This window comes from Desulforhopalus sp. IMCC35007, from assembly GCF_005116575.1.
Lineage (GTDB): Bacteria > Desulfobacterota > Desulfobulbia > Desulfobulbales > Desulfocapsaceae > Desulforhopalus_A.
Map to the genome: position 1 here is coordinate 131,510 of NZ_SWCN01000006.1, position 15,746 is coordinate 147,255.

The 15,746-nt window shown below is 46.3% G+C and carries 16 protein-coding genes; 8 read left to right on the plus strand and 8 right to left on the minus strand.

The window, feature by feature from the left end; all coding sequences use genetic code 11:
- Positions 1–69: 69 nt before the first annotated feature.
- From FCL48_RS08325 to FCL48_RS08350, 6 genes are read left to right on the plus strand one after another with little or no spacing between them, the layout of a single operon-like run.
- A complete protein-coding gene (locus tag FCL48_RS08325; protein ID WP_240744790.1) occupies positions 70–1,125 on the plus strand; it encodes an RnfABCDGE type electron transport complex subunit D in 1,056 nt (351 codons plus the stop codon).
- Entirely contained in the window at positions 1,122–2,018 is an 897-nt protein-coding gene (locus tag FCL48_RS08330; protein WP_136871804.1) for an FMN-binding protein, read from the plus strand. Before FCL48_RS08325 ends, FCL48_RS08330 begins: the two co-directional genes overlap by 4 nt.
- Positions 2,019–2,039: 21 nt before the next feature.
- A complete protein-coding gene (gene rsxE / locus FCL48_RS08335; RefSeq protein ID WP_136871805.1) occupies positions 2,040–2,657 on the plus strand; it encodes an electron transport complex subunit RsxE in 618 nt (205 codons plus the stop codon).
- Positions 2,654–3,598, plus strand: coding sequence for an electron transport complex protein RnfA (locus FCL48_RS08340; protein ID WP_136871806.1), 945 nt, complete (start codon positions 2,654–2,656; stop codon positions 3,596–3,598). Before rsxE ends, FCL48_RS08340 begins: the two co-directional genes overlap by 4 nt.
- Positions 3,599–3,648: 50 nt before the next feature.
- Positions 3,649–4,524 carry an RnfABCDGE type electron transport complex subunit B gene (gene rnfB, locus FCL48_RS08345; protein ID WP_136871807.1) on the plus strand — a complete coding sequence of 292 codons (876 nt, stop codon included), beginning with the start codon at positions 3,649–3,651 and terminating at the stop codon, positions 4,522–4,524.
- 23 nt (positions 4,525–4,547) lie between these two features.
- On the plus strand, positions 4,548–5,585 hold the full coding sequence (locus FCL48_RS08350) for an FAD:protein FMN transferase (RefSeq protein WP_136871808.1): 1,038 nt from the start codon (positions 4,548–4,550) through the stop codon (positions 5,583–5,585).
- A gap of 103 nt (positions 5,586–5,688) precedes the next feature.
- On the opposite strand, the gene FCL48_RS08355 is transcribed toward FCL48_RS08350, so the two are convergent.
- From FCL48_RS08355 to FCL48_RS08365, 3 genes are read right to left on the minus strand one after another with little or no spacing between them, the layout of a single operon-like run.
- The gene (locus tag FCL48_RS08355; RefSeq protein WP_136871809.1) at positions 5,689–7,029 is read right to left on the minus strand and encodes a sigma-54 dependent transcriptional regulator; all 1,341 of its coding nucleotides are present in this window, start codon (positions 7,027–7,029) and stop codon (positions 5,689–5,691) included.
- Positions 7,026–7,613 carry a hypothetical protein gene (locus tag FCL48_RS08360; protein ID WP_136871810.1) on the minus strand — a complete coding sequence of 196 codons (588 nt, stop codon included), beginning with the start codon at positions 7,611–7,613 and terminating at the stop codon, positions 7,026–7,028. Before FCL48_RS08360 ends, FCL48_RS08355 begins: the two co-directional genes overlap by 4 nt.
- A gap of 36 nt (positions 7,614–7,649) precedes the next feature.
- Entirely contained in the window at positions 7,650–9,149 is a 1,500-nt protein-coding gene (locus FCL48_RS08365; RefSeq protein WP_169309137.1) for a cell wall metabolism sensor histidine kinase WalK, read from the minus strand.
- Between the two features lie 326 nt (positions 9,150–9,475).
- Between FCL48_RS08365 and FCL48_RS08370 the strand changes: the two genes are divergently transcribed.
- Positions 9,476–9,787, plus strand: coding sequence for a hypothetical protein (locus FCL48_RS08370; RefSeq protein ID WP_136871812.1), 312 nt, complete (start codon positions 9,476–9,478; stop codon positions 9,785–9,787).
- 65 nt (positions 9,788–9,852) lie between these two features.
- Here the strand turns inward: FCL48_RS08370 and FCL48_RS08375 are convergent, their stop codons facing one another.
- The 4 genes from FCL48_RS08375 to FCL48_RS08390 all read right to left on the minus strand — a co-directional run bounded on the left by FCL48_RS08375 (position 9,853) and on the right by FCL48_RS08390 (position 13,913).
- Positions 9,853–10,548: an aspartate/glutamate racemase family protein gene (locus FCL48_RS08375; RefSeq protein ID WP_136871813.1), complete on the minus strand. Its 696-nt coding sequence runs from the start codon at positions 10,546–10,548 to the stop codon at positions 9,853–9,855.
- Positions 10,549–10,588: 40 nt separating this feature from the next.
- Positions 10,589–11,140: a hypothetical protein gene (locus FCL48_RS08380; RefSeq protein WP_136871814.1), complete on the minus strand. Its 552-nt coding sequence runs from the start codon at positions 11,138–11,140 to the stop codon at positions 10,589–10,591.
- Between the two features lies 1 nt (position 11,141).
- Positions 11,142–12,614, minus strand: coding sequence for an ATP-binding cassette domain-containing protein (locus FCL48_RS08385; protein WP_136871815.1), 1,473 nt, complete (start codon positions 12,612–12,614; stop codon positions 11,142–11,144).
- Between the two features lie 180 nt (positions 12,615–12,794).
- Entirely contained in the window at positions 12,795–13,913 is a 1,119-nt protein-coding gene (locus FCL48_RS08390) for a M20 family metallopeptidase (protein WP_136871816.1), read from the minus strand.
- 612 nt (positions 13,914–14,525) lie between these two features.
- Here FCL48_RS08390 and FCL48_RS08395 point away from each other — a divergent pair.
- Complete coding sequence (locus tag FCL48_RS08395; protein ID WP_136871817.1) at positions 14,526–15,335, plus strand: alpha/beta hydrolase; 810 nt, start codon at positions 14,526–14,528, stop codon at positions 15,333–15,335.
- An 8-nt stretch (positions 15,336–15,343) separates the two neighbouring features.
- Here FCL48_RS08395 and yciA read toward each other — a convergent pair whose 3' ends face one another.
- Positions 15,344–15,742 carry an acyl-CoA thioester hydrolase YciA gene (yciA, locus tag FCL48_RS08400; protein ID WP_136871818.1) on the minus strand — a complete coding sequence of 133 codons (399 nt, stop codon included), beginning with the start codon at positions 15,740–15,742 and terminating at the stop codon, positions 15,344–15,346.
- Positions 15,743–15,746: the final 4 nt, after the last annotated feature.

A 15,746-nucleotide genomic window follows, 5' to 3' on the forward strand; every position in this document is an offset into this window, starting at 1 on the left:
TGTTCATCTCATGTTTCGCTCCTCTACGATGGGGGGTAAGTAAGTTAACTTGGAGGTTTGAGGAAAGTCGTGATCAAACAGCAAGCGTCAGAAGATCAGACTGCAGTTGCCGGTAACATGTGGAAGGTATCTATCTCTCCGCATTTAAAAAGCAGCGAGTCTGTGGAAAAAATTATGTGGACCGTTGTGGCGTGTTTGTTACCGCCACTCATTTTATCGGTGTTTGTCTTTGGTATCCAGACCTTATTTATCACAGCGGTGTCTGTGATAAGCTGTGTTGTGGTCGAGGCGCTGAGCCAGAAAGCTCTGAAGCGGCCTGTCACAATTAAGGATGGCAGTGCAGTGCTCACCGGTATGTTGATGGCCTTTGTCATTCCCCCTGGAGTGTCTCCTCTGTTGCCAATCCTGGCAGCAGTTTTTGCCATTTATATCGGCAAGCATCTGCTCGGTGGTATTGGTTATAACTTTTTTAATCCGGCTCTTTTAGGCCGTGCTTTTCTGCTGGCATCCTTTCCCGTTGCCATGACCTCTGCCTGGCTTCCACCAGTGGATGGTATGGCAATTTTTTCCTACCTGGGGACCTCCATAGATGCCGTTTCAACGGCCACACCCCTTGCGGTGATGAAAGAGCAGGGAATGGCTGCATTTACCCAGATGTTCGGCTCGGGCGCCAGTCTGTACGGCAGTTTTTTTATGGGCTTTCGACCAGGATGTATCGGAGAGACCTCTTCCTTTCTTCTGGTACTGGGCGGAATATATCTGATCTACCGCGGCTATATTACCTGGCACATTCCTGTCTCCGTCCTCGGTTCTATCGCCGTGCTGAGCTGGATCTTTGCCGGGGAAAATTATTTCTCAGGGGATCCCCTTCTCGCTATCCTGTCAGGCGGCGCTATTCTTGGGGCTTTTTATATGGCCACGGACTATGTCACGAGCCCTGCCAATAAAACATCAAAGATCATTTTTGGTATATCCATAGGTGCCATAACCGTTCTCATACGCCTAAAAGGTGGATATCCGGAAGGAATCTGTTACGCTATTTTGCTTATGAATCCTATCAGTACGGTACTCGACGGCTGGTTTAAGCCAAAACGTTTTGCTCCCCCCGCTGGAGGTGCAAAATGAAAGATATCATTACAATTATCGTGCGGCTGACGGTGTCCTGTCTTTTGGCCGCCACTGTTATGGGCCTGTGCTTTGTTTTCACAAGCAACGCGAAAAAGCATAACGAGCATGTCAAAGAGCAGAAGGTGATGTTTGAACTGCTCGGCTATAAAGGTGACGTAAAGGCTCCGGAGTCGGTAAAGATGCATGAACTGTATCGTTATGTAATCAGCGGTAATGACAGGCAATCTATCGGCTACCTCCTGCCTCAGGGAGAGGGTGAGCATGGGGGATATCTCTTTGTCAATATCGATCTCAACGGTTCTATGATTGAAAATAAAAAGGTCGATATTACTGAGGCGGAGGCACTTGAGGCCGAATCCCGTGATAAAGCCGTTCAGGCGACTGTCGGCTCTGGTTACAGTGTGGCCTTTGCGGATCAGACCATTGTCGTAACGGACAATGGGGCCAGGATCGCCTATCTGCTTGATGGCAAGTTCCAGGGGTTCAAGACCTTTGTCAGCGTGATGCTGGCCGTTGATCCTTCTTTTGCCATGGTCGGCCTTGAGATATTAGAGCATGAAGAAGATCCGGGTCTTGGTGCTGAAATCGAGCAGGATTACTTCAAGAATCAGTTCAAAGGTAAACCATTTGAGGCGATGAAGGCGATCGATGTCGTCAAAGCTCCAATTCCTGCTGATTACCTCAATGCCTTAAACGGTAAGGTTAGTGAGGAGGATGTTCTTGCCTTCAGAGAGCAGTATAAGAGCAAGGACATATACGCTTTGACCGGTGCTACTATCTCCACCAGGGCAGTTTGCAATGGAGTGAAAGGTATTGTGACCAAGTTTGCATACCGGATAAATGTATTGGATAAGGTTCTACAAGAACAGCAACTGGCTGTTTCGTTTTAATTCTTGTGAGAGGAAGTCGACGTGGCAAATGACAAATCAAGCATGCAGTTGATCAGCCGGGGAATTCTCAGTGAGAATCCGATTTTCAAGCTGGCGCTTTCCATGTGTCCTGCCGTTGGTATTTCTACCACGGTAATGAATGGTCTTATGCTGGGTATCGCTGTGCTTTTTGTACAGGTATTCTCCAGTGTGACGATTTCAATTTTTAAAAACTTGATCCATCCAAGGATCCGTATCCCTACTTATACGTTGACCATTGCAACGTGGGTGACGGTTATCGATCTGGTATTGGCTGCCTATATGCCAGAAGCGTATGCGAAGATGGGTATTTTCGTAAAACTTATTGTGGCCTTTGCCATCATTACCATGCGCCTTGAGATGTTTGCCTGCAAGGAGTCTGTCAATGACTCCTTCTGGGATGGGCTTGGGATGGGACTTGGCTTCATGATCGGTATGATGGTCATAGGTTTTGTCCGTGAACTTCTTGGTTCTGGGATGATCTTTGGCTATGATGTACTGGGATTCAAACCACTTCTGTTTTTCATCCTTCCCAGTGCAGGGTTCTTTGTCGTAGGTCTGATGATGGCGTTTTTTAACTGGATTGAAATCTTCTACAAGCGTACAAAAGGGTTAAAATGATGACTCTTAAAAATTCAAAATTAGTCGTATTGGCGCTGCTTGCTCTCTTTCTGACACCTCTTCTGGCTCAGGCTGAAGGGCTGATTGCAGGGCAGAAATTCAAAGGCGATAAAGAAATAGTTGTAACTTTTGCAGATCCTGTTGACAAGGCAGTGGTCGAGAATGTTGCAAACTATACGATCTACGAAGAGCCGGACCCGGATATTCGTCTGGTTCTTGAGACAGCTACCCTGTCTGAAGATGGCAAGGTTGCCTCGCTTTTCTTTAAAGATGCCTTGAATACTGCAATGACCCATGTGGTCAATGTGAAGGGACTGGCCGGTATTGAAAGCACTACTTTTAAGGTGAGCAAATCATATCTGGGCTATCTGTTTGGAATCATGATCTCTGCTCTATTGATCAATAACTTTGTCTTTACAAAATATCTCGGACTGTGTGTTTTCTTTGGAACCTCAAAGAAAAAATCGACAGCAAAAGGTATGGGGGTTGTTTTTACCATCGTTATGGTTGTTTCAGCCATCATGAGTTGGTTCTTTTATAATTTTATTCTCATTCCCTATAACCTTAATTTTCTACAGATTGTTATTTTCATTGGCCTGGTGTCACTTACCGTGCAGGCGGTGGATACGGTGCTCAGAAAAGTTAATCCGGTGTTGTTTAATTCCTTCGGGGTCTTTCTGGTTCTGGTTATCGCCAACTGTGTAATTATCGCAGTGCCGCTTATTGTTGCCAATAATAACTACAATATTTTTGAAACATTTATGCTCGCACTCGGAGCGGGTGGTGGCTTCCTGCTGGCGTTGTATCTCATGAGTTCTGTGAGTGAGCGTATGCAGCTTGCAAATATTCCCCCTACCTTTAAAGGCCTTCCCATTGCCTTTATCGTCGCGGGGCAGTTTGCCATGGCATTTCTCGGTTTTTCCGGCCTGCAGATATTTTAGGGTCGGTTGTGAGAAACATTCCATTAGATTTCATTAGAGAGTAATAAGATATGGATCCGGCATTAATTAAATTAGCTTTAGGTGGTCTGGTGCTCCTCGGTTGTATCGGCCTTTTCTTTGGCATAGGACTTGCCCTTGCTGCCCATAAATTTGCGGTAGAGGTTAATCCGCTCATTGAGGAGGTCGTCGAGTCACTGCCTCTTGCCCAGTGTGGTGGCTGTGGCTATCCTGGTTGTGAAGGATACGCAATAGCGGTGGTCACCGACCCTGATGTCCCTCCCAATCTCTGCTTTCCCGGTAAAGAGGCGGTAGCTGCCAGAGTAGCAGAGCTCACGGGCAAGAAGATGGCGGCAGTTGAGGACCAGATTGCCCTTGTTCGCTGTTCCAGGGTGGAAGGTAAGGTAAGTCATAAACATGAATATTATGGTTTCGCTTCCTGTACCGCCGCGAATCTCAGCTTTGGTGGTCCATCAGCCTGTGAGTATGCCTGCATAGGCCTTGGGGAGTGTGCAGCAGTCTGTCCATTTGGTGCAATCGACATGGTCGAAAACTTTCCTATTGTCAATCCAGACAAGTGTGTGAGTTGTGGCCAGTGTGTAAAAGCTTGTCCTAAAGGCATAATTGAGTTACAGACATTAAAGGCTAGGGTGTATGTTCCCTGTATGACCAAGGCACTTGGCAAGAACGTAAAAGCCGTATGTGAAGTGGGCTGTATAGGGTGTAAAATGTGTGTGAAAGCATGCCCTGCAGATGCGGTTACCTACGAAAATGGTATTGTTAAAATTGACCATAAGGCATGTATTGATTTTGGACCAAGCTGTGAAACTGCTTGTGTCACTAAATGCCCCCGTGATATATTCAGACCTTATGAGGGACGGCAGGCTATTAAGAGAAATAGTGCTGACGGCCTGAAAATGGCTGGTTAATAACTTCAAGATTGGAAACTGATATGAAAAACCAAAAGACCCCCTTTGATCAGAAAAGAAGATCATTTTTGAAACTTTCCGGCCTGTTAGGACTTGGTGCCGCATCTGCGGCATTGTTACCGGCAGAAAGTGCAGAAGCGTTTCTTTTTAATAAAAAAGAGTACAAGGTAACCAAGACTCGTCTTGCCATGGGGACCTTTGTTGCAATGACAGCAATACATTCTTCACAGGATGAGGCAGAGCAGGCCATAGGTCTTGCTTTTGAGGAAATTGACCGCCTTAATGCCATGTTGACCCATTACGAGAAAACTTCTGCAGTCGGTTCTTTTAATGCCTCCGGTAAACTTGAGCATGCACCTGTTGAAGTGGTAGAACTGATTGGCAGGTCCCTGTACTACAATAGAGAAACCCAGGGTGCTTTTGATATTACTGTCAAACCTCTGATTGATCTGTATAAAAACAGTTTTGCGGTAGACCACAAGCCAAGCGATAGCGAGATCGACCTTGTCCTCAAACGGGTAGGAACGGAGAACATGCGTTATGATGCGGGTTCTATCGTTTTCACTAAGAGTGATATGGGAATTACTCTGGATGGTATCGCCAAAGGATTTATTGTAGACAAGGCATCTGAAGTCTTAAAAGCCAATGGCGTGAGCAATCACCTGATCAATGCCGGTGGTGACATTAGAACCAGTGGTAAGGCCGCCCAGGGGAAAGCGTGGACAGTAGCTGTTCAGGACCCTTCCAAGAAGAATGAATATCCTGATATTATCACAATGCAGGATGGCGCCATAGCTACTTCAGGTAACTATGAGATATATTACGATAAGGAAAAGCTCTTTCACCATATCGTTAACGGTCAGACCGGACATTCTCCACATTTGTCCAGCAGTGTGAGTGTTGTGGCACCTACAGTAATGGATGCCGACGCCCTGGCAACCAGCGTGTTTGTTATGGGTCCAGCAGCAGGTGTCGCATTTATCAACGGGCAGCCTGACACCGAGTGTTTTATCATCGACAAGGATGGTAAGAACATCAAATCAGCAGGCTGGCAGGTGTAATTCTCCTTTTGCAGTTTACAGGAGTATTTCAGTGCTAAAAGGGCCCGTCAGAAGAATTCTGACGGGCCCTCTGTCTTTGTCTGGTAGTCTGGAAAGGTGGTTGTTACTTTTTGAACTCCGAGGAGTCCAGCTCATACTTCTTTGATTTGTATTGTATGGCTCTGCGACTGATACCAAGAAGCTCAGCGGCATCCTTTTTAACTCCCTTAGTCTGTTTGAGTGCCCTGATGATCGCTTCTTTTTCACTTTCTTCTATGGAAAAGTTGTCTTTGAGACGCTTGTTGTTTGCCTGGCTGTGGGGTTCAAGTTGCAGGTCTTCTGGGAGAATCTTATTATTTTTACATAATATTGCTCCTGTTTCCAGGCTGTTCTTTAACTCTCTAACGTTGCCTGGCCATTCAAGAGACTGCAGCCATTTCATCGTTTGGCTGGGAATCTCAATTGGAGCCAGGTGATTTGATGTGGTGTAGTTGTCCACAAAATATCTGGCAAGAAGCGGAATATCCTCGGCTCTCTCGCGTAGGGGAGGGATGACTATAGTGACCACCTTGAGGCGATAATAAAGATCCTGTCTGAAGCTGCCGGCTTCAACATCTTGGAGTAAGTCCGAATTTGTGGCTGCTATGACGCGACAGTCCACGGTCTTCTCCTTGACTGCGCCAACCTGTCTGATCGTCCTTTCTTCAAGAAAACGCAGGAGTCTGCTCTGCATCTCAGGCGAGATATTCCCCACTTCGTCGAGAAAGAGAGTGCCACCATCTGCAGATTCAATAAGACCTTTCTTGTCACTGATGGCATGGGTAAAGGAGCCCTTCAGGTGGCCAAAAAGTTCGCTCTCAAGAATACCTGGAGGGGTGGAACCGCAGTCAACAACCATGTATGGGCCGTTAATTCTGGTGCTGAAGTTGTGCAGAAGCCTGGCGATACATTCTTTGCCGACACCGCTTTCACCAAGAACCAGAACGTTTGCGTTACTTCCTGCAACTTTTTTCAGCAGTCCTTTGACATTTTCCATTTCCTGGCTGACTCCCCAGATAAAACCGGTGGAATCAAGTTGATCCTGGGTAACCAGATCGGCCTTGCCGAGGATGTTATGGACCATTGTTATGAGGTCTTTTCCTTCAAAAGGTTTGGTCAGGTAATCGAGGGCGCCGGCTTTGACGGCGTCCACCGCGCCGGAAATAGTACCGTGGGCGGTGAGGAAAATGACGGGCAGGTATGGGTACAGGGACCTGACTTTCTCGAGTAACTCCATGCCACTCATTTCGGGCATCTTGATATCAGAGATTAAAAGGTCTACAGGGTTTTTCTGGATGAGTGAAAGTGCTGCTTTACCATTAGACGCTTTAGCTACTTTAAAGCCTGCAGTGGTGAGTCGGGCGTGCAGGACCTCAAGAAGTGTGAGATCGTCGTCAACTATAAGAATGTGTTTTGGCTTGGTCATAAAGGTTTTCTTTTTTCCTGATATGTTTCGTCTATTTCTTCAAGCTCTTCCAGCTGGTTTTTGAGATTCTGGAGAGTTGTTGACATCTGGGATATTTTTTTCTTCTGGTATGAAATTACGTTATTTTTACGCTGTTCCCGGGCGGCAAGTGCGACGTGTTTCTGTTGAATAAGGTAGCTTTGCTGCCTCAGCGCAAGAGTGAGAAGGTGGCGGTTTTCGGTAAAAGGCTCCCGACCTTTGTTGGCATCCCATCTCAGCAGATTGTCTATGGCCTCGATGAGTTGCAGGTCGCTGTTGGCCAGCATCATCTGGGTGCAGGCCAGACCATACAGAGCAGAGTTTCTGTCTTCATGAGACAGAGCCGTCTCATAAATGTGCTCGTATTCCAGCAGGGCGTTTTCAAAGTCCCCATTAATAAAAAGGGTATCTGCTGCAGCCTGCGTTGTCTGAGGTTCCTCTATCATGGGCTCTTCCTGGATCTGCTGTAAAGAGCCTACAATCTCTGTACAGGAAGAGGTGAGAATGACCAGTAATGGAATACAAAGAAGATGGAACAAACGATATTGGATTGATGAAATTGTCATGTGAACTGAAATCCCTTTAGTACGTTCTGCAAAAAATTAATTGCAAGATGGAAGGGTAAAGGAAAAAGTACAACCTCCGACCTCATTATTTTCTACTTTAATCTCTCCGCCGTAACTCGTCACAATTTTTTTCGAGATTGCAAGACCGAGTCCGACCCCATCGAGGTGGTCCCTGACGCCTTTAGCACGGTAATACCTTGTAAAAACCAGAGAAATTTCCTTTTCGTCGATACCGGGACCACGGTCTGCGATATGGAATAAAATAAAGCCTTCGGTTTTGATTTCCCAGGAAATGAAGACAGCCTGACCTTCAGGGGAGAATTTAATAGCATTACCAAGGATATTGATAAAGACCTGCTGGAGTTCTTCCTTTACACCGTAAAGCGGAGGAGCTTTTTCCTCAGGGCCGTTAATTATGAGACTCACTGTTTTCTTTTTAGCCAGAGAAGCAAACATCTCTGTTGAATGTTTTACCAGTTTATCAGGGTTTACCTTGGACGCGGCCTTTTTACGAATTCCAGACTCCAGAACCGAAACATTGAGCAGATAGTTGAGGAGTTTATTAATTCTCTGGATTTCGACACTGGCAATTTTCAAAAATTTTGTCTGGTTGCTGTTGACAGGCCCGAAGACTTCCTCAACAATCATGTTTACAGATTCACGGATTGAGGAGAGCGGGGTGCGTATTTCATGGCTGAGAGTGGCTACAAATTCGTTTCGGATGTTTTCCTCTTCTGTGAGCTGGTGGCTCATTTCGTTGTAGGCTGCAGCGAGTTCATTAAATTCGTGTCCACCTCTGAGAGTGATGGGTTTGTGTACTTTGGTCTGGGAGATTCGTCTAAGGCCTGTGGCCAGAGTTTTGAGAGGAGAAAATATTGAGCGCGACAGGTACCAGATACCAAAAAGCCCAACGAGTACCGAGAGACAGAAACCATAAAGGCCGTTTCTGACGCTGATAAGGCTTTTGGTGTTGAGCTCGTGCAGGGCTGCTTCGATTTCATCCTGATTGGTGGTTTTGGCAAGAGTAATGTTACTTTGCCAGAGAGAGACGACCTTATCTGTGACCCAGAGTTGACCAATTTCAGGAGGCTCCCCTTCACTCCACAAGCCTTTGCGATGTCTGTAATAACTGAATTCGAGTTCATGCCAGATTTTACCGCTGCCTTCGGTGCCGGCAAGGTGTAACACCTCGGTAAGGGCCTTTTCGAATTTGTTTTTTGCCTGAACAAAATATTCAGAATATCTATCTTTTTTAAGAACAATCAGCTTTTTGTGATGAGCCTCCATATCAAAGAGGCTGTTGAGTAACACGACAGCGAGTTTATCTATTTTATTGTTCGTGGTAACGATTCGTTCTGTCGTCTGAACCATACTTTGAACATTAAAAAGAAGTACGCCAACGGTACCTGTAAAAATCAGAAAAAAAAGAAAAAAGATAAGAGAAAGTTTCTGTTTAATGCCTGCTTTAAATGCCATTGATAGTTTACCTGCTCCATAGAATTGACCTGTAATGAACAGGATATTAGCAAAGCTCATACCAGCTGTCATCAATTGTCTGAAACAAATATAAGGAAACAAGAGAATGAAAGTAAGTTTTTTTCTCCCATTGAAAATATCTGTAAAATAGTATAGTTGTGTCGGCCATAAAGGAATTATTTCAAGGTGTGCAGAATTTGCACACAAAAGAGCGTTGTAAAGGGTATTTTTTGCAGTTTGATTCGTTGCCGAAAAGATCAGTTTTTGCTAACGAATCGATTCCACGGGGAAAAGAGTGCTGGCATATACCTTGCTTGTACGTCGACGGAATTCCTTGGGCTATAATTACCTTAAAGGTTTGTATTTAAACATAATTTGGAGGATCAATGAAACATATAGTCACCTGTCTGTTACTCGCCAGTTTTGGCGCCATGGGGATGGTTGCAGTTGCTGCAAAGATAGAAGGTGGTTCAACACAGAATTATGGAGAGCCTTTAAGTCAGTTGTTATTGCAACAGGAGAGTATTTTTTCTGGATTTGTTTTTCAGGGACAAAATGGAATAGCTATAACCACCAATCGTGGAACATTTCTGCTAAAAGGTGAAGGGATAGAGCCTCTGGTCGGTAAAAGAATCCGGGTGAGAGGGGTGATCAGAGGAGAGTCTCTTCTCGCCTTACAGGTTGCTGATAAATCGTAGAAGTTGAAATAATAGCGGCGTCTGGTCTGTTGGAGCCCTTGCAGCAATAGGCTGGTCGTCTTTTTTTAAACACCTATGCCAAATTTTACCGCCGTGGCCGCATGGATTGCCGTGGTGTCAAAAAGTGGTATATCCGTGTGTTGTTTGTCCACCAGCATCGCAATCTCCGTACATCCCAAAAGTATAGCCTCGGCCCCCCGATACTTCAGAGCTTCCATAATGCGCAGGTACTCTTGCCTGGAATTGGCGTCTATTTTGCCCATGCACAGTTCCTTGAAAATAATATCATCTATGATTTTTCTCTCCTCTGCGGGCGGTACAAATACCTCCAGACCAAATTTTTCGGCAAGTCTTTGCCGATAGAAATCTTCTTCCATGGTGAATCGGGTCCCCAGGAGGCCAATGACGGAGATGTCTTGTTCTACGAGAGTTTTTCCCGCGGCATCGGCAATGTGGAGCAGGGGAATCGTGATGGCTTTCTCAACCTCGGGGGCTACCTTGTGCAGGGTGTTGGTGCAGATAAGCAGACAGTCGGCCCCTGCTTTTTCAATTTTTTGTCCAGCGGCTGCAAGTATCTGGGCGCAGGTCGACCAATTTCCCTTGCTCATGTTTTCCTCAAGGAGGGCAAAATCGACACTTATCATGACAATCTTTGCGGAGTGAAACCCTCCCAGGGTTTTGCTCACCTGTTGGTTGATAAGTTTGTAATAATCCAGGGTGGATTCCCAGCTCATCCCCCCAAGTAGGCCAATGGTCTTCATTGTAGCTCCTTAAGGCTTGCCTGTACAGGTACAGGGGTGATTATTGTTTGTCAGTCAGCTCTATAATCGATGTAATACCAGATAGATGCAGAAAAGATTCGTTAGCGTTAAAGGTTGCGGCAATGGAGCGAAACAGCTCCAGAACAACGGCGGTTTTAGGTGCCGGTGAGTGCAGATGGATCTCAATGGTTCTGAGATCCATTACCGCTTGATCTAACAGATTATAGGCATGGGCCTGTTTACTCAGCTCATCTTTGATACTGTTGCAGACACACTCTATCACTTGACGGTCTTTTTCAGTGACCACCTGTTCGCAGCTGAGCCGCGGTCTGTCCGAGAGGTCGTCTTTTGGCGCAGGTGATATGCCTAGCTTGTTAAGGCCTTCATCGGTGATACTAATTCCTCCGGCAAGGGTTTTGAGTTCGATGAAGCCAAGAACCATCAGTTCTTCGGCAATTCTTCCGGCCTCTGTTTTTTCCAGTCCAAGAGCAGAACCCAGATCATACATGGAGACCTGGGTTTCGGTGTTGCCCTGGGTTGTATTGTAGAGTTCCTGGAGATAGGTGACTGCGATCATTTCCTCTTCGTTCATGTTAGCGGGATCCTCCTGGTAATTGTTGTTGTATCCTACCGGCCGTAGTGCAGGCCTTTTGACGTGGTGTCTTGGTATTGACAGTGTAATCATCAAGCTTGATCTTCTGTTTGAAAAACATCCTGAATTCGTCGGTTCTATGGCTGACAAAGAGAATTGTTGAAAGATTATTTTCTGCAATCTTTTCCAAAAGATCTAAAAGCTTATTTCTGTTGTCATCGTCAAGCCCCTGGGTTGCCTCATCAAACACGAGCAGTCTCGGTTTCTTGATGAGCGCCCTTGCAATGAGGATAAGACGCTGCTGGGCAAAAGGCAGACGACGAAAGGGTTTGTCCGCAAGGGGGCTCAGTTCAATCCAATCGAGCCAGAGCTGTGCCTCTCTGATCTGAGTACTGTTCACCTTTGAGTAAAGACCGATGGAGTCGAATAAGCCAGAGAGTACAACATGAAGGGCACTGCAGGGAACACGGTGGTCCCGGTGCAGGGAAGGGGAAACAATACCCATCTGCTGCTTGATCTGCCAAATGGACTCTCCTCCACCGCGTTTCTGGCCAAACAGGCGCAGGTCGTTGGCGTAGCATTTGGAATTGTCACCGGTGAAAATATCAAGCAGGGTCGACTTACCACAACCGTTAGCGCCGTAGATGAGGGTGTGGTCGCCGGTGAAGATTTCAAGATTGAGTCCTGTGAAAAGTAAACTCTCCCCATAGCCCGCAAAACCGTTTTTGAGCCTGATGAGTTCATCTCTTGGAGACTGTGCAGGGTCAGACCTTTTTCGCTGAACGGCAAAAGGGGCCGGTTCTGTTGCCTTGCAGGAAGATGTACTCTGAAGGTACGTGAGCATCTCTTCTCTTTGACCGGCATGGGTCAGTTGGCGTTGACTAAAAATTCCCAGATGAGAGCACCAACCTGGTATGTCTTTTATGCTGTTGACCAGTATGATAAGACAGATGCCGTTTTTCTTCAGATGCTGCAGTGCGCGGTTAAGTTCGGCACAGCTTTCTAGGTCGAGACCATCATAGGGATTTTGCAGAATAATTGTTTGACTGCCGCGGATGACCTCCCGGAGCATAATAAGTTTTCTGGATTGCCCTGAGCTGAGATAACGTATGCCTGTGGAAAGGCATTGCTCGATATTGAAGGCCTTGAGAAGGGCTTGGACGCCCTTGGTCTTGACGGAAGTTCCCAGAAACTCCCCTGCAGAGGTGCCCGGATCAGGTCGATCCATGAAATCACTGTCGTCGTTGCGGAGTTCTTCTTCAAAGAGCTCTTGTTGGCCCTGGAATGAAAGTACACCGGGCTTTTCAACGAGTTCTAACCTGGTGGCTGAAAACCCTTTCAGCCGGCCTTGAAGAAGCAGCAGGAAGGTGTCTATGCCGCTACTGTTGTTACCCCAGAAACACCATGATTGGTTGCTTTTCGCTTGCAGCTGGCCGATGGTCAGGCCCGGATGGATCAAATTCTTGATATACATGACAGGATCGGGGTAAAATATTATATATTAGCCAGTTAAGCTGATCAGAGACTCTATGTCATCAGAGATGTACTATATGCCCTGCGCTTATCCAATGTTTTTGTATAATCTGGAACTGTGTAACGCACTTTCACTGGTTTTTTTTCTGTTTCCTAACGAAGCAGGAGAGAGAAAATCTGCCTACGCGACGTCACTGAGCTCCAGAACAGGAAGGGTAGTGATAAACGAGTCCAAACGGTCATATATATCAAAAAGAGATGAAATGACAAGGTGTTCACTCTCTGTATGTTGACTCATCTCACCATCAGCTCCCCAGACAATACCGGGGACCCCTCTTGCCGAGAGGTATCTGGCATCGGAGGCGCCATCTTCACAGCCTGTCCGGGTGGTGCTTGATTGTGCTATCAGTGTATTGAGATAGTCGGATTGACCGGATGAAAATACAGGTTCCTGAGTTTTTATTTGTACTTCCGATACGCTAACCGCTCTGATTTGCCGAATAAGTTCGTCGGGGTCGTCATTTTCAGTATATCGTATGTCAAGCATCGCATAAGCAGAGCCCGGTACCATATTGGGCGAACCGTTACCTACTGAACATTGGGTCAGGGACACCGTTTTGTTCCAGTGATTTTCTGCCTCATCTCTGAACAGTTCTTTGATACGTGCATAATCACTTGTAAGGATGTCAAAGGCGTTACAGCCGAGCCAGGGCCTTGCCGCATGGGCAGCTTTGCCACGGGCAATTAATTCCAGACGGAGAATACCTTTTTCTTTGGTAACGATGATGTCCGGATTGCCACCGTCAAGGGTAATGAAAAAATCAGTGGAAAAATGGTCAATGGCTTTTCCGGTACCGTTTGCCCCGCCAATTTCTTCATCGCCGGTGAGAAGAAGGCCGAAAGGCATGGCTTCCTGGCCTCGGCCCATCTTTGTGAGTCGATGGAGATGTTGATCAAAAAGAGTTAATGAGAGTGCAACTCCATATTTATCGTCTATTGCCCCCCGGCCAAACAGTTTTCCATCTTCAACCCGTGGGGTGAAGAGTGAGCTGTCTTCGGCCTCCACTACGTCAAAATGGCTCATGAGTAACATCGGCGAGTAGCTTTTCGTGGGCAGGACGAGGATGGAAGGAACATTCTGATAGGTCGTTGTTGTAAAATGAATGTTTCGCGCTGAAAGCCAGGAACTAATCCATTGGTTACATTCATGAATTTTCCCCGGGCGGGAGTGGGTGGAGGGAATAGCAATGAGCTCCTTGGTGAGTTTAAGGAGCTCAGTTTGTCGATTTGGCTCGATCACTTGTGTCACTTGTTGGTTCTAAGGTTTTGCTTTACAAAATCAAGAGGGTTCCGTAACAGATTTTACAGGGCCGTTGTCAGCAGAGGTGAAAAAATGTAAACCATATTAGTAGAAATATTCAAACGAAAAATATGTAACCTAAATATTGGCCGAGCCTTGTGGTTAGATATGCGAGGCACAAGACATGCCACCGGAGTTTTCTCCTACAAATGTCTTGTGATACTGCAGAGTTGACCTCAAGGTGCTCCCGTAGGGTTCGCTTGTTTTGAAATTTTCTTTTTTCACACTGTTGTAAACCTCTACATTGTTGTTGTCTGACATATCATCCTGAAAATACGATAATATTTAAAAACGAAAAACAGAGAATGCAATTTTTAGGTATAAAGATAATATGTTTACAGGATGACTCTGCTCGTTATGGAGCCCGGTACAGAAGAGGCGGTTCTTGACTGTGATTGTATAAGGTGTGTCTTCTCGCCGGCATGAAAGATTCGGATTGTTGTTGCGCATTTTTTGGGCGGTATAGCTGATAAAAAACAGGAGCATATCCGGTCCTGGCATGGTTCTTTTACAGGTTTTATCCAGACATTACAAAAAAAGAGAGAAGAGAAAATGAGTCTTTTAGCACAAGTTGTAGGCTTTCTGGCTGGTGGATATCTTATCATTGTCGGTGTTATGTACTGGAAGCAGGAATCTTTTCTGTTTTACCCTACCGTAGCAAGTCATGCAGAGTATAAAGCCACCGATGTCAAAGACTATTCTTTTAGCCGCGATGGGGTGACCGTCAAAGGCTGGCTGGTTAACCCATTGTATGCAAGGGAAAAGATCGTGATTTATTATGGTGGTAACGGTGAGGATGTTTTTTTTAACATTGATGAGTTTGAAGCCCTCCAGGTGGCAACCCTTTTTGTCGCCTATAGAGGCTACGGACCCAGTGGGGGGGTGCCGGGAGAAGGCGATATTTTTGCTGATGCCCTCGGTATTTTTGATGATATCAGAAGCCAGTACCCTGCATCCCGTATTTTTCTTATGGGCCGGAGTCTTGGCTCAGGTGTTGCCTGCTACGTAGGATCAAAGCGGCAGATAGCGGGGGTTATCCTGATTACACCCTACGACAGTTTAGTGTCTGTGGCCCAGTCTGCTTACCCTTGGTTACCCGTGGGCAGGCTCTTGCGGCATAGGTTCGATTCTGTTGCCTATGTAGCAAAAGTCGAGGCACCTTTTCTCATTTTTTATGGGGGCAGAGATACGGTTGTACGACCGGAAAGGACACGAAAACTTCTTGACCATATTCCAGGAGAGAAGAAAGTTGTATTCATTGAACGGGGTGAGCATGGAACCATCTCCATGTTCCCGGAATACTGGCCGTCGGTTCTGGAGTTTTTAAATGGCGGTGGAGGTGAAGCAGATGTGCTGCTGTAACGACTATTTTAACGCTGAATAACCTTTTTTTTTCCGTCATCATCGACGGCTACGTAGGTAAATGCCGCACGGGTGACCTGAAATTTATTTCCAGCGGCACTTGCCGAGTTCATGGATGGTTTCACCCAGACTTCCAGGTTTATGGTAACAGATGTGGTCCCGATCCGGACCACATCACCATAACAGCAGACGACATCCCCTACTCGCACGGGTTTTATAAAAGTGATGGATTCCACAGCAACCGTTACAATTCGCGCACCTGTTACTTCCCGAGCCCGGATTCCTCCGGCAATATCCATTTGAGACATGATCCAGCCACCAAAGATGTCACCTGCAGGGTTGGTATCTGCAGGCATTGCCAGGGTCCGTAAGATCAGGTCGCCTTGTGGGCTTTTACTTCCTTCCATGGGT

Bases quoted from the DNA above. Each gene is read 5' to 3' on its own strand.
- FCL48_RS08330 (WP_136871804.1), top strand. From the start codon at position 1,122: ATGAAAGATATCATTACAATTATCGTGCGGCTGACGGTGTCCTGTCTT.
- FCL48_RS08340 (WP_136871806.1), top strand. From the start codon at position 2,654: ATGATGACTCTTAAAAATTCAAAATTAGTCGTATTGGCGCTGCTTGCT.
- rnfB (WP_136871807.1), top strand. From the start codon at position 3,649: ATGGATCCGGCATTAATTAAATTAGCTTTAGGTGGTCTGGTGCTCCTC.
- FCL48_RS08350 (WP_136871808.1), top strand. From the start codon at position 4,548: ATGAAAAACCAAAAGACCCCCTTTGATCAGAAAAGAAGATCATTTTTG.
- FCL48_RS08355 (WP_136871809.1), bottom strand. From the start codon at position 7,029: ATGACCAAGCCAAAACACATTCTTATAGTTGACGACGATCTCACACTT.
- FCL48_RS08360 (WP_136871810.1), bottom strand. From the start codon at position 7,613: ATGACAATTTCATCAATCCAATATCGTTTGTTCCATCTTCTTTGTATT.
- FCL48_RS08365 (WP_169309137.1), bottom strand. From the start codon at position 9,149: ATGAGCTTTGCTAATATCCTGTTCATTACAGGTCAATTCTATGGAGCA.
- FCL48_RS08370 (WP_136871812.1), top strand. From the start codon at position 9,476: ATGAAACATATAGTCACCTGTCTGTTACTCGCCAGTTTTGGCGCCATG.
- FCL48_RS08375 (WP_136871813.1), bottom strand. From the start codon at position 10,548: ATGAAGACCATTGGCCTACTTGGGGGGATGAGCTGGGAATCCACCCTG.
- FCL48_RS08380 (WP_136871814.1), bottom strand. From the start codon at position 11,140: ATGAACGAAGAGGAAATGATCGCAGTCACCTATCTCCAGGAACTCTAC.
- FCL48_RS08385 (WP_136871815.1), bottom strand. From the start codon at position 12,614: ATGTATATCAAGAATTTGATCCATCCGGGCCTGACCATCGGCCAGCTG.
- FCL48_RS08395 (WP_136871817.1), top strand. From the start codon at position 14,526: ATGAGTCTTTTAGCACAAGTTGTAGGCTTTCTGGCTGGTGGATATCTT.
- yciA (WP_136871818.1), bottom strand. From the start codon at position 15,742: ATGGAAGGAAGTAAAAGCCCACAAGGCGACCTGATCTTACGGACCCTG.